This is a genomic window from Delftia sp. (assembly GCF_059499305.1).
The window spans coordinates 131,829-144,573 of sequence record NZ_JCABYI010000030.1 but is presented as its reverse complement, the minus strand read 5'-3'; the positions used below and the strand labels follow the sequence as shown (position 1 = coordinate 144,573).

Genomic DNA, 12,745 nt, shown 5'->3' with positions numbered 1-12,745 from the left:
ACGGGCCAGCGTCAGAGCGTCTTGAACACTTCGCGTGCGGCTTCGATGGTCTTGTCGATGTCCTCGTCCGTGTGCGCGGCGCTCACGAAGCCGGCCTCGTACAGGGCGGGTGCGAAGTAGTGGCCGCGCTCCAGCATGCCGTGGAAGAAGCGGTTGAAGCGTGCGCCATCGGTCTTCATGACCTCGGTCCAGGTGCTGGGCAGCTCGGGCAGCAGGTAGAAGCCGAACAGGCCGCCCTGGTGGTCCACGCTGAAGGGCACGCCGGCGGCGTCGGCCTCGGCCTTGAAGCCGGCCATCAGGCGGCCGGTCTTCGCGTGCAGGGCGTCGTGGAAGCCCGGCTCGCTGATCAGCTCCAGCGTCTTGAGGCCGCAGGCCGTGGCAATGGGGTTGCCCGACAGGGTGCCTGCCTGGTAGACCGGGCCCAGGGGCGAGAGCTTTTCCATGATCTCGCGGCGCGCGCCGAAGGCCGCCATGGGCATGCCGCCGCCGATGACCTTGCCCAGCACGGTGATGTCGGGCGCAAAGCCTTCGATCTGCTGGGCGTACAGGCTCTGGGCGCTGCCCAGGGCCACGCGAAATCCGGTCATCACCTCGTCGTAGACCATCAGCGCGCCATGCTCGCGCGTTAGTTCGCGGATGCGGCGCGTGAAGGGCACGCTGGCGCGCACGAAGTTCATGTTGCCTGCAATGGGCTCCATGATCACGCAGGCGATCTGGCCGCCGAACTGGGCGAAGGCCTCCTCGAGCTGGCCCACGTCGTTGTATTCCAGCACCACGGTGTCCTTGACCACGTCCTGCGGCACGCCGGCCGAGGAGGAGGCGCCGAACGTCGCCAGGCCCGAGCCGGCCTTGACCAGCAGGGCGTCGGCATGGCCGTGGTAGCAGCCGTTGAACTTGATGATCTTGTTGCGGCCCGTGAAGCCGCGCGCCAGGCGCAGCGCGCTCATGCCGGCCTCGGTGCCCGAGCTGACCATGCGCACCATGTCCATGGAGGGCATGAGCGAGAGGATCTTCTCGGCCAGCACCACCTCGCGCTCCGTGGGTGCGCCGAAGGAGAAGCCTTCCAGCGCGGCGGCCTGCACGGCGGCCATCACCTCGGGGTGGCCGTGGCCCAGGATCATCGGACCCCAGGAGCCGATGTAGTCGGTGAACTGCTGGGCGTTCTCGTCCCAGAAATGCGCGCCCTGGGCACGGCGCACGAAGCGCGGCGTGCCGCCCACGGCGTTGAAGGCGCGCACGGGTGAATTCACGCCGCCGGGGATCACGGCCTTGGCGCGTTCGAACAGGGGAATATTCAGGTCAGTGGTCATAGTGCAGGAGTCTGCCATGTGCGGGGTACAAGCCAGAGGTGCCAAGCCAAGGGCCTGTGCCGGCCGCGCAGCCGCTCAGGCGGTGGCCTGCCTCAATGCTTGGTGTCATGAGGGGGCATCACGAAGCCTTCGATGGCCTGGGTGTCGGGGTCCAGTTCGGCGAGGGGCTCGGCGGCGGCCTCGGCATCTTCATCCTCGGGCTCGGGCTGGGCCCAGAACATGCGGTCCGGGATGTAGTGGCCCATGCCGGGGCGAAAGCCGCTGTCCAGGCTGCGGTCCAGGTACTCCAGCGCCTCCTGCGTGGCCAGCCCCAGGTCGTTGCCGCTGGCCACCAGGGCCGTCAGCGCGGCCGACAGGGTGTCGCCCGAGCCGGTGAAGGTGGCGTCGAACATCTCGTACTTGCTGTTGCCCAGCACCGACTGCGCCGTGGCCAGCACGTTGTCCACGAACTGGTCGGGCAGGGGAATGCCGGTGACCAGCACGTAGGGCACTTCCAGGGCCTCGGCCGCCATGGCGATGTCGCGCGCCGTGGGGCTGCGGCTGTTGGTCCAGTCGGGCAGCAGCCAGCGCGACAGCGTACTGTGGCTTCCAACCAACACAGACGTTTGCGGAAGAACAAGTTCCTTGAGGGCGTCCATGTACTGGTCGAGCGGGTCTTCCTCCCACCACGACAGGTCGGGCATGTAACAGACGATGGGGATGTCGGGGTAGTCGGAGGCGATCTCGGCAATCGCTGCCAGGTTGCCCGGGCTGCCCACGAAACCGACCTTGATGGCGGACACGGGAATGTCCTCCAGCACGGCGCGCGCCTGCTCGGCCACGGCCTCGTCGTCAAAGGGAAAATGCTCGAAGATCTTGGCCGAATCGCGTGCGTAGGCACCCGTGACCACGGGCAGCGGATGGCCGCCGACCGAGGCGATGGTGGCGATATCGGCCGACAGGCCGCCCGCCCCGCTGGGGTCGCTGGCGTTGAAGACCAGCACGCAGACGGGCGCGGTTTCGTCCATCGGCTCGGTGTCGGGACTGGGGGAGTTGGAGGGGTTCAATGCCATGGCTCAGCCCAGTGTGCGCCCCGCCAGCGAAGGCCGTGGCGGGTGGTTGTGACTAGATACAATCGTTGCATTCTATGTGAAGGCCCTTTAAGCTGTGACCGACCCCAAAACTTGGATGTGCTTGATCTGCGGGTGGATCTATGACGAGGCGCAAGGCTGCCCCGAACATGGCATCGCACCCCAGACGCGTTGGGAAGACGTGCCCATGAACTGGACCTGTCCCGAGTGCGGAGCACGTAAAGAAGACTTTGAGATGGTCGAAATCTGAGCGCGGGACCACCCGCGCCGACTCATACATTTCCGGGAGGTTTCTCAGTGACGACATCGGGCGCACCCTTGCGCGTACTCGTGGTGGATGACAGCAATACCATCCGCCGCAGCGCAGAAATCTTCCTCAAGCAGGGCGGGCACGAAGTGCTCCTGGCCGACGACGGCTTCGACGCACTGTCCAAGGTCAACGACTACCAGCCCCAGCTGATCTTTTGCGACATCCTCATGCCCAAGCTGGACGGCTACCAGACCTGCGCCATCATCAAGCGCAACGCGCGCTTTGCTGACACGCCTGTGGTCATGCTCTCGTCCAAGGACGGCGTATTCGACAAGGCGCGCGGGCGCATGGTGGGCTGCCAGGACTACCTCACGAAACCCTTCACCAAAGACCAGCTGCTGCAGGCCGTGGAGCAGTTCGGCAAGCAAACCATAGGAGCACTTTGATGCCCATCCGCAAAGTCCTGGTCGTGGACGACTCCAAGACCGAACTGATGTTTCTGTCCGACATGCTGCAAAAGCAGGGCCTGCAGGTACGCACGGCCGAGAATGGCGAAGAGGCCATGCGCAGCCTGGCCGAAGACCGTCCCGACCTGATCCTGATGGACGTGGTCATGCCCGGCCAGAACGGCTTTCAACTGACGCGTGCCATCACGCGCGACCCGCTGTACGCCGACCTGCCCATCATCATGTGCACCAGCAAGAACCAGGAGACCGACCGGGTCTGGGGCATGCGCCAGGGTGCGCGGGACTACATCACCAAGCCTGTGGATGCAGACGAGCTGCAGGCCAAGATCGCGGCGCTGAACTGATCTGGTGCGCTGCCCATGGCGAACCGTGAAGCACTGCGCGATCTGCAGTCCCGTCTGGCTGGCCGCCTTCAGGCCGCACGCAGCGAAGGCGTCAAGGTGGCGGCCTGGCTGGCCGTCCAGGCCGGCGGGCGCAACTACCTGATGCCGCTGGGCCAGTCCGGCGAGATCTTTCCCTGGGCCGGCGTGCAGCCTGTGCCCTATACAAAGCCCTGGTTCCTGGGCATTGCCAACCTGCGCGGCACCCTGGCCGGCGTGATCGACCTGGCCAGCCTGCTGGGCCACGGCGTGACACGCAGCGAACCGGCGCTGGCCGAGTCCAGCCTGCTGGCGTTCAATGCCGCGCTGGAAGTGAATGCGGCCCTGCTCGTGGACCGCCTGCAGGGCCTGCGCAGCGCCGACGCATTCGTGCGCACCGAGCCTGCGCCCGAGCACTCTCCCGCCTTTTTCGGCCCCGTGCATATCGATGAAGCGGGCCACCGCTGGCAGGAGCTGCAACTGCAGCGCCTGTCCCAAACCTCCGAGTTTCTGAGCATTCGCGCCTGAGTTTCTGAAGGTCGTCCCATGTCATTCTTGCAACGTCTTGCAAATCGCTTCCAACGCAAGCCGGCCGACGCCGGCTCCGGTGCGGACAACAGCATGCTCGGAGACACCGTCTCCCAGGATATGTACGCACTCGATGCGTCACTGACCGTGCAGGGCGCCCCCGACGCCATGCCGGGCCGCGACGGCGGCGCAGCCGTTGACCACGACATGGTGGCCCTGCCGCTGCTGGGCCGCGCGCCTGCCGCGCGCCACCAGCGCACGCTGTCCACCTTGCTGGGTGTGTCGGTGCTGGCCCTGGTGCTGGCGGCGGCCTGGGCCCTGCGCCAGGCCGACGGCTCGGCGCAGCAGCTGGCCGCCACCGGCCAGGCGCTGATGCAGTCGCAGCGTCTGGCCAAGTCGGTCTCGCAGGCGCTGACGGGCGCGGCATCCTCCTTTGTGGACGTGCAGGACAGCTCCGGCGTGCTGGCGCGCAACGTGCGCGCCATTGCCTCGGGCGACGACTCCATGGGCGTGCGCCCGCTGGGCGGCGCCTATGCCGACGAACTGGCCCAGATCACGCCGCTGATGGAGCGCGCCGAGCAAAGCGCCAAGGTGGTGATGGACCAAAAGCAGATCCTGACCCAGGTCGGCGACGCGCTGCGCACCATCAACCGGCAGTCCTCGGACCTGCTGGAGATCGCCGAAACCATCTCCTCGCTGAAGCTGCAGCAGGGCGCCAGCCCGGCGGAAATCTCCGCTGCCGGCCAGCTCGTGATGCTGACCCAGCGTATCGGCAAGTCGGCCAACGAATTCCAGACCGCCGAAGGCGTGAGCCCCGAGGCCGTGTTCCTGCTGGGCAAGGACTTGAACTCGTTCAAGGAAATCTCCGAAAGCCTGCTGAGCGGCAGCAGCGAGCTGCGCCTGCCCCCCACGCGCGACGCCCAGACCCGCGAGCAGATCGAGGCGCTGATCAAGCTCTACGAAGAGACCCGCAGCGAGGCCAGCGCCATTTTGGGCAACCTGCAGGGCCTGGTGTCCGCCCGCGAAGCCCAGACCGCCATCAACGCCGACAGCGAACCGCTGCGCCGCCATCTGGAAGACCTGCAGAACAAGCTGCAAAGCGGCGCCGGCATCGGCTCGCTGCCCATGGGCCTGCTGGCGCTGGCCACGGTGCTGGTGCTGCTGTGCGGCGTGGGCCTGTCCCGCGTGCAGCTGCTCGACAGCCGTCTGCGCCAGGAAGCGGCCGAACGCCGCCAGGAAGAGTCCCGCGTGCAGGAGCATGAAGCCAAGCGCATCAACGATGCCAACCAGGCCGCGATTTTGCGTCTGATGAACGAACTGCAATCGGTGGCCGAAGGCGATCTGACGCAGGAAGCGACCGTGACCGAGGACATCACCGGCGCCATTGCCGACTCGGTGAACTACACGGTGGAAGAGCTGCGCGCCCTGGTGGGCAGCGTGCAGAACACGGCAACGCGCGTGGCACAGACCACGGCCGAGGTGGATGCCAACTCCACCGAGCTGCTGGCCGCGTCGACCGAACAGCTGCGCGAGATCCGCGAAACCGGCCGCTCCGTGCTGGACATGGCAGGCCGCATCAACGAGGTCTCGACCCAGGCGCAGGAATCTGCCCAGGTGGCGCGCCAGTCGCTGGAAGCTGCGGACCTGGGCCTGAAGGCCGTGCAGAACGCCATCGGCGGCATGAACTCCATCCGCGACCAGATCCAGGAAACCTCCAAGCGCATCAAGCGGCTGGGCGAATCCTCGCAGGAGATCGGTGAAATCACCGAGCTGATTTCCGACATTACCGAGCAGACCAACGTGCTGGCGCTGAACGCCGCCATCCAGGCCGCATCGGCCGGTGAAGCCGGTCGCGGCTTCTCGGTGGTGGCCGAAGAAGTGCAGCGCCTGGCTGAGCGCTCGGCAGATGCGACGCGCCAGATCGCGGCGCTGGTGAAGGCGATTCAGACCGACACCCAGGATGCCGTGGCCGCCATGGAGCGTTCCACCCAGGGTGTGGTCGAGGGGGCGCGACTGTCCGACTCCGCAGGTACCGCGCTGACCGAGATCGATACCGTGTCGCGCCACCTGGCCGAGCTGATCGAGCTGATCTCCTCGTCCACCTCGCGCGAGGCCGTCCTGGCCAACGACGTGGCCGAGAACATCCAGCACATTTTCGCGGTGACGGAGCAGACGGGCGAAGGCACGCGCACCACGGCGCAGCAGGTGCGCGAACTCTCGCACATGGCCGAGGAACTGCGCCAGTCGGTGGCGCGTTTCAAGATTGCCTGACCCGGTCCAACATAGCTATGCACAGGCCCTAGGGGCTTGGGGAACTGTCCATGTCAGTGGTTGACGAATCGCAAACGGGCGCGGCGCAGGCCGCGCACACCGAACAGGACCTGGGCCCGCTGGCCTGGGTGCTCGATGAGCTGCGCAAGTCGCTGGAAGGCGCGAGCAAGGCCGTGGCGCGTTTCGTGCGCGATGCCGATGCGGCGCGCGCCTCGGACCTTGAGGAGCTTGACACCTCGGCCCTGCGCATCGCCCGCCAGCAGCTGCACCAGGCCTGCGGCGCCCTCGAAATGGTGGGCCTGGGCTCTCCGGCCCTGGTGCTGCGCGGCATGGAAAGCGCCGTGCAGCGCTTCGTGCAGCGCCCCGAGCTGTGCACCGACCAGGCTGCCGCCACGCTGGAGCGCGCCAGCTTTGCCCTGATCGAATACCTGGAAACCGTGCTGGCCGGCAAGACCGTCTCGGCCGTGGCCCTGTTTCCCCAATACCGCGACACCCAGGCGCTGGCCGGCAACGACAAGGTGCATCCGGCCGATCTGTGGCCTGCCGAGCGCCGCGCGCGCGAGCCCGAATGGGCGCGCCAGGCCGAGCCGCTGGCCTACGGGCCCGATGCCCGTGCCCTGCTCGACGGCGTGGTGCTGCGCATGGTCAAGAGCGATGACCGCGAGGCCGCCGCCCAGATGCGTGACCTGTGCCTGCGCTTTGCCGTGGCCCAGACCGAGGATGTCACTGCACGCAGCTTCTGGAAGGTGGCCGCTGGCTTCTTCGACGCGCAGTCGCGCGGCCTGATCGTTGTCGACCTCTATGTGAAACGCATGGCCTCGCGCGTGCTGCTGCAGTACGCGGCCATGGCCAAGGGCGACCGCACGCCGCCTGCGCGCCTGCTGCAGGACCTGCTGTTCTTCTGCGCCCAGGCGCGCCCGGCCGAGCAGGCCGGCGCTGCCCTGCAGGCGGTGCGCCAGGCCTACGGCATGCAGGCCCAGCCGCAGGTGGACTACCAGCAGACCCGCTTTGGCCGCTACGACCCGGCCGTGCTGGTGCAGGCGCGCAAGCGCATCACCACGGCGGCGGAGACCTGGTCCGCCCTGGCAGGCGGCGACCGTGCGCGCACCAAGATCGTGGTGGACCAGTTCGCCCAGGTGGCCGAATCCCTGGTCAAGCTGCACCCGGCCAGCCATGGCCTGGCGCGCATGCTGATCAAGGTGGCCGAAACCGTGGCCCGCATCGGCGAGCCGCCGCCGGCGGAACTGGCCATGGAAGTGGCCACCTCCGTGCTCTATCTGCAGGCGGCCTTTGCCACCATGGACATGGGCGACGAGGAACTGGCCGAGCAATCCGCCAACCTGGTACAGCGCCTGGAGGAATCCCTGCAGGGCGCGCCCGCGCGGCCGCTGGAGCCCTGGATGGAGGAGCTGTACCGCCAGGCCAGCGACCACCAGACCATGGGCTCGGTCGTGGGCGAATTGCGTGCCACGCTGGCCGAGGCCGAGCGGCACCTGGACCAGTATTTCCGCAACCCCGCCGATGCCACCGTGCTGGCGCCGGTGTCTGGCCAGATGGCGCAGATGCGCGGCGTGCTGTCCGTGCTGGGCCTGGACCAGGCCACCCAGGCCATGCAGCGCATGCGCGAAACCGTGGAGCGGCTGGTATTGGGCGAGATCGCCGAGTCAGAACGTGCCCAGGTCTTCGACAAGCTGGGCAACAGCCTGGGCGCCATGGGTTTCCTGATCGACATGCTGAGCTACCAGCGCAGCATGGCGCGCAAGCTCTTTGTCTATGACGAGGCCGAAGGCGGCCTGCGCATCCTGATGGGCCGCCGTGGCCACCGCGCCGACGACGCGGGCAAGGCGCCCGAGCAGCTGCCGGCCCTGGACACCGCCGCCGTGCCGCCGCAGCGCGAAGCCGTTGCCGTGGCCCAGCCGCTGCCCGTGCCCCAGATCCAGCCCGCCGAGACTGCACACGACCTGCCTGCCGAACCCGCTGCGGCAGCACCGTCGGTGCCGGCGCCGCCGCCACCCTCCGTGGACCTTGTGCCCGAGCCCCTACCGCAGGCGACTGCCGCCGGGCAGCAAGCGCTGGCCGACGATGCCGAACTGGCGCAATTCGCCAAGGCGCTCGAGATACCCGCCGAAGCGGCTCAAGCGGCTCAAGCAGCTGACGTGGCTGAAGCGGCCGAACCGGTGCCCGGCCCTGCTGCCGCTGCCGCCACGGCTCAGCCCGAACCCCTGCCTGAACCCGTTCCCCCGCTGGCCGGTCTGACCGTCTCGGAAGATGATTCCGACGACGAAATCCTGAGCATCTTCCTGGAAGAGGCCCGCGAGGTCGTGGACAACGGCCTGCAGGCGCTGCGCACCCTGGCCGATGAGCCCGGCAACCTCAGCGAGCAGACCACGCTGCGCCGCGCCTTCCATACGCTCAAGGGCAGCTCGCGCATGGTCGGCCTGGATGAATTCGGCGAAGCCGGCTGGGCCATGGAGCAAATGCTCAATGCCTGGCTGGCCGAGCAAAAGCCCATGCCCCAGCCCATGCAGGAGCTGGCCAGCGACGCGCTGCGCGCCTTTGGCGCCTGGGCTTCGGCCATCGAGCGCCAGCAGGCCGATGCCTGGCTGGCCACGCCCTTCCGCGCCGCAGCCGATGCCATGCGCCTGGAAGGCGTGCGCGCCGACGTGGCCCTGGTGCCGCGCGCCGACCGCCGCACGCAGGCCGAGCCTGCCGCGGTCGAGGCGCCGGTGGAGCCCTTCGCCGCAGTGGAGCAGCAGTTGCAGGCCGAGCAGCGGGAAGCCCCCGAGCCGGCCGTGCCCGCCGAGACCGCCGGGCCCGCCGGTGACCTGGACATTGCGCTGGACTTCGGTCTGCTGGACCTGGACCCCCAGCCTGCGGCGGCCGTGCCCGAACAGTCGCAGGGTTCAACGCAGCCGGAGACCGCCGAGGCACCCGCCGCGCTGGCCACCGACGCGGTGGAGGAGCTGGACTTCGCCGCCTTCGAGGCGGCCATGCGCGACAGCGAGCAGGAAGCCCTGGCCGTTGTCTCGGGCGACCAGCCCGCGCTGCCCGGCACAGAGACCGTGCCCGAGGCACATGCCGACGCGCTGCCCGAGCTGCAAGCAGAAGCAGGCGCAGAAGCTGTAGGCGAAGTCGAAGTCGAAGCCGAAGCCGAAGTTGAAGCCGAAGAGCAGGCTCCGCACGCCGCCGTGCCGCTGGCGCCTTTCGAGGGGCTGGATCTGGACCTGACTCCGGCAGCCGCACCTGCCGAGGCCATCGAAGCCGTAGAAGCTTCCGAGGCGGAAACCCCGCAGGAGCTGCATGCCGAATCCGTGGCCGATGAGGCGCCTGCGGTGGCTGAGGAGTCCGGCGCACAGGAGCCGTCCGGCGTCGATGCCGATGGCTTCAAGGTCGTGGACGGCCTGCGCATCAGCGCGCCGCTGTACAACGTCTATCTCAACGAGGCCGACGAATGGTCGCGCCGCCTGGACCTGTCGCTGCAGCAATGGGCGACCGAGCCCGGCGAGCCCGTGCCCGATGACGCCATCGCCTTCGCGCATTCGCTGGCCGGCAGCTCGGCCACCGTGGGCTTCAAGGCCTTGTCGGACCTGGCGCGCCTGCTGGAGCATGCGCTGGCCCATCTGCAGCCGCAGCGCTGCGGCACGCCTGAGCAGGTCGCCGCCTGCATTGCGGCTTCCGACGAGGTGCAGCGCCTGCTGCACCAGTTCGCGGCCGGCTTCCTCAAGACACCCCAGCCGGGCGTGGAAGAAGCCCTGCAGGCACTGCTGGCGCTGGATATCGAAGTCGCGGACGCTCCGGACAGCCGGCTCGATGCGCTGCTGCCGGAACCGTTGCCGCAGCCTGGCACGGATGCCGTGCTCGACGCCGGTGCCCATGCGCAGGCCCAGGCACAGGACGTGGCGCCGCTGGCCTATTCCATGCGCCCCCTGGTCAACGACGCACGCCAGGAAGCCGAGCTGCAGCGCCGCATCGATGAGGCCATCGCCCATGCGGTGGCCGTGGGCAACGACCTGGACGACGACATCGACGCCCTGGACGAGGTGGACCCCGACCTGTTCCCCATCTTCGAGGAAGAGGCCATCGAGCTGCTGCCCCGCCTGGGCGCTGCACTGCGTCGCTGGCATGGCCGGCCTTCCCTGGACGAGGCGCGCCACGAAACGCTGCGCGCCCTGCACACCCTCAAGGGCAGTGCCCGGCTGGCTGGCGCCATGCGCCTGGGCGAAATGGCCCACCGGCTGGAATCCGCCGTCGAGCGGGTCGACAGCGAATCTCCCACGGCCGAGCAGATCGAGCCCTTGCTGGGCAACTTCGACGCATTGCAGGCCGGCTTCGACGTGCTGCGCGTTGCGGGCGAACAGGTGCAGGATGGGCCGCTGGGCCTGGCCGATGGGCCGGACCAGGCCGAGCCTGCCGCCTCTGCGGTGTCTTCTGACGCCACGGCCTCCGACGCCTCGGGCGCTGGCGCATCCCCGGCGCCAGCCGACGCACAGCCGGCTCCTGTCACCGCGCCGCTGCGTGCGGGCGCCCACCAGACGGTGCGCGTGCGCGCCCAGTTGCTGGACCGCCTGATCAGCCAGGCCGGCGAGGTGCTGATTGCGCGCTCGCGTGTCGATGCGCGCCTGGCCCAGGCCCGTGGCTCGCTGGACGAGCTGGCCGGCAACCTGGAGCGCCTGCGCATGCAGCTGCGTGACATCGAGGTCCAGGCCGAGAGCCAGATGCAGTCGCGCCTGGCCCTGTCCAAGGACTCGGCAGCCGGCTTCGACCCGCTGGAGTTCGACCGCTTCACGCGGGTGCAGGAACTCACGCGCATGATGGCCGAGTCGGTCAACGACGTGGCCACCGTGCAGCGCAACCTGCAGCGCGACATGGCGGGCGCCGAGGACGACCTGGTCGCCCAGGGCCGCCAGGCGCGCGAGCTGCAGCGCGACCTGCTGCGCACGCGCATGGTGGAGTTCGACTCCCTGGCCGAGCGCCTGTATGCCGTGGTCCGCCAGACCTCCAAGGAAATGGGCAAGCAGGTGCGGCTGAACATCCTCGGCGGCACCATTGAAATGGACCGGGGCATGCTGGACCGCATGATGCCGGCCTTCGAGCACCTGCTGCGCAACTGCGTGGCCCACGGCATCGAGCCGCCCGAGCAGCGCACCGCTGCCGGCAAGCCGGCCATGGGCACCATCGAAATCATCCTGAGCCAGGAGCGCAACGACGTGGCGCTTTCGGTGGAGGACGATGGCGCCGGCCTGAACCTGCAGCGCATCCGCGACAAGGCCGTGGCCCAGGGCCTGTGGCCCGAGGACCAGACGCTGACCGAGCAGGACGCCGGCCGCCTGATCTTCGAGCCCGGCTTCACCACCGCCACCGAGGTGACCGGCGTGGCCGGCCGGGGCATCGGCATGGACGTGGTGCGCTCCGAGGTCAACGCGCTGGGCGGCCGCATCGAGACCCACAGCGAAGCGGGCCGGGGCAGTGCCTTCCGCCTCGTGCTGCCGCTGACCACGGCCGTCACCCAGGTGGTCATGCTGCGAGCGGGCCGGCTGCTGGTCGGCGTGCCGGCCAGCCTGGTGGAAATCGTGCGCCGTGCGCCCTTGGATCTGCTGCAGCAGGCCTATGCCAGCCACGGCTTTGAAGATGGCGGCGAGACCTTGCCCTTCTACTGGGCGGGCGCGCTGTGGCAGTCCTCCCTGCGCAGCGAGGAAACCGTGGGCCGCACCCGGCCCGTGGTCATCCTGCGCAGCGCGTCGCAGCGCATTGCGCTGCACGTGGACGAAGTGCTGGGCAACCAGGAAGTGGTGATCAAGAACCTCGGCCCCCAGCTGGCCCGCCTGCCCGGCCTGACCGGCATGTCGGTGCTGGCCTCGGGCGCCGTGGTGCAGATCTACAACCCTGTGGCGTTGGCCAACGTCTATGGCGACGAGGTGCGCGCCCGGACCGAAGAGGCCGAGCGTGCCGCCGGCCAGGGCGACGGCGAAGCCGTGCCGGCCAGCGCGGGACCGGTCTCGGTGCCGCTGGTGCTGGTGGTGGACGACTCCATCACCGTGCGCCGCGTCACCCAGCGCCTGCTGCAGCGCGAAGGCTACCGCGTGGCCCTGGCGGCCGACGGCCTGCAGGCCATGGAGCGCCTGGCCGAGGAGCGCCCGACCCTGGTGCTGTCCGACATCGAGATGCCGCGCATGGACGGCTTCGACCTGCTGCGCAACATCCGCGCCGACGATGCCCTGCGCGACCTGCCTGTGGTCATGATCACCTCGCGCATCGCCCAGAAGCACCGCGAGATGGCGCGCCAGCTGGGCGCCAACCACTACCTGGGCAAGCCCTATTCGGACGAGGAACTGCTGGGCCTGATCCAGCACTATTCCCTGCAAGGGAACAGCACCCAGCCTGCGCCGCTGTCACTGCAGACGGAGACGCAGGTGCTGGGCGAAGAGGCCTGAGCCTCGGCGGCCAGCCCTCGCCCCGCAAAAAAGGAGCAGCCAGCGCTGCTCCTTTTTTC

General features: G+C 68.6%; 8 protein-coding genes. 6 read left to right on the top strand and 2 right to left on the bottom strand.

Annotated elements, in window-relative coordinates:
• Positions 1-11: 11 nt before the first annotated feature.
• On the bottom strand, positions 12-1,328 hold the full coding sequence (hemL, locus tag AC5I49_RS17315; protein WP_374725854.1) for a glutamate-1-semialdehyde 2,1-aminomutase: 1,317 nt from the start codon (positions 1,326-1,328) through the stop codon (positions 12-14).
• A gap of 74 nt (positions 1,329-1,402) precedes the next feature.
• Positions 1,403-2,362 carry a bifunctional hydroxymethylpyrimidine kinase/phosphomethylpyrimidine kinase gene (thiD, locus tag AC5I49_RS17310; protein ID WP_016453190.1) on the bottom strand — a complete coding sequence of 320 codons (960 nt, stop codon included), beginning with the start codon at positions 2,360-2,362 and terminating at the stop codon, positions 1,403-1,405.
• Between the two features lie 115 nt (positions 2,363-2,477).
• Here thiD and AC5I49_RS17305 point away from each other — a divergent pair, with 115 nt between their 5' ends.
• Genes AC5I49_RS17305 through AC5I49_RS17280 form a run of 6 tightly spaced genes read left to right on the top strand, consistent with a single transcriptional unit; the run spans position 2,478 to position 12,686 of the window.
• The gene (locus tag AC5I49_RS17305) at positions 2,478-2,630 is read left to right on the top strand and encodes a rubredoxin (protein WP_017406135.1); all 153 of its coding nucleotides are present in this window, start codon (positions 2,478-2,480) and stop codon (positions 2,628-2,630) included.
• 47 nt (positions 2,631-2,677) lie between these two features.
• Positions 2,678-3,076 carry a response regulator gene (locus tag AC5I49_RS17300; RefSeq protein WP_016447937.1) on the top strand — a complete coding sequence of 133 codons (399 nt, stop codon included), beginning with the start codon at positions 2,678-2,680 and terminating at the stop codon, positions 3,074-3,076.
• Positions 3,076-3,441, top strand: a complete 366-nt coding sequence (locus tag AC5I49_RS17295) for a response regulator (protein WP_016447936.1) — start codon at positions 3,076-3,078, stop codon at positions 3,439-3,441. The genes AC5I49_RS17300 and AC5I49_RS17295 overlap by 1 nt, the downstream gene beginning before the upstream one ends.
• Before the next feature lie 15 nt (positions 3,442-3,456).
• Positions 3,457-3,984 carry a chemotaxis protein CheW gene (locus tag AC5I49_RS17290; protein WP_016447935.1) on the top strand — a complete coding sequence of 176 codons (528 nt, stop codon included), beginning with the start codon at positions 3,457-3,459 and terminating at the stop codon, positions 3,982-3,984.
• Positions 3,985-4,002: 18 nt separating this feature from the next.
• Positions 4,003-6,255 carry a methyl-accepting chemotaxis protein gene (locus tag AC5I49_RS17285; RefSeq protein ID WP_016447934.1) on the top strand — a complete coding sequence of 751 codons (2,253 nt, stop codon included), beginning with the start codon at positions 4,003-4,005 and terminating at the stop codon, positions 6,253-6,255.
• 50 nt (positions 6,256-6,305) lie between these two features.
• Positions 6,306-12,686, top strand: coding sequence for a hybrid sensor histidine kinase/response regulator (locus tag AC5I49_RS17280; protein WP_495789649.1), 6,381 nt, complete (start codon positions 6,306-6,308; stop codon positions 12,684-12,686).
• Positions 12,687-12,745 lie beyond the last annotated feature (59 nt).

Bases quoted from the DNA above. Each gene is read 5' to 3' on its own strand.
- hemL (WP_374725854.1), bottom strand. From the start codon at position 1,328: ATGGCAGACTCCTGCACTATGACCACTGACCTGAATATTCCCCTGTTC.
- thiD (WP_016453190.1), bottom strand. From the start codon at position 2,362: ATGGCATTGAACCCCTCCAACTCCCCCAGTCCCGACACCGAGCCGATG.
- AC5I49_RS17305 (WP_017406135.1), top strand. From the start codon at position 2,478: ATGTGCTTGATCTGCGGGTGGATCTATGACGAGGCGCAAGGCTGCCCC.
- AC5I49_RS17295 (WP_016447936.1), top strand. From the start codon at position 3,076: ATGCCCATCCGCAAAGTCCTGGTCGTGGACGACTCCAAGACCGAACTG.
- AC5I49_RS17290 (WP_016447935.1), top strand. From the start codon at position 3,457: ATGGCGAACCGTGAAGCACTGCGCGATCTGCAGTCCCGTCTGGCTGGC.
- AC5I49_RS17285 (WP_016447934.1), top strand. From the start codon at position 4,003: ATGTCATTCTTGCAACGTCTTGCAAATCGCTTCCAACGCAAGCCGGCC.
- AC5I49_RS17280 (WP_495789649.1), top strand. From the start codon at position 6,306: ATGTCAGTGGTTGACGAATCGCAAACGGGCGCGGCGCAGGCCGCGCAC.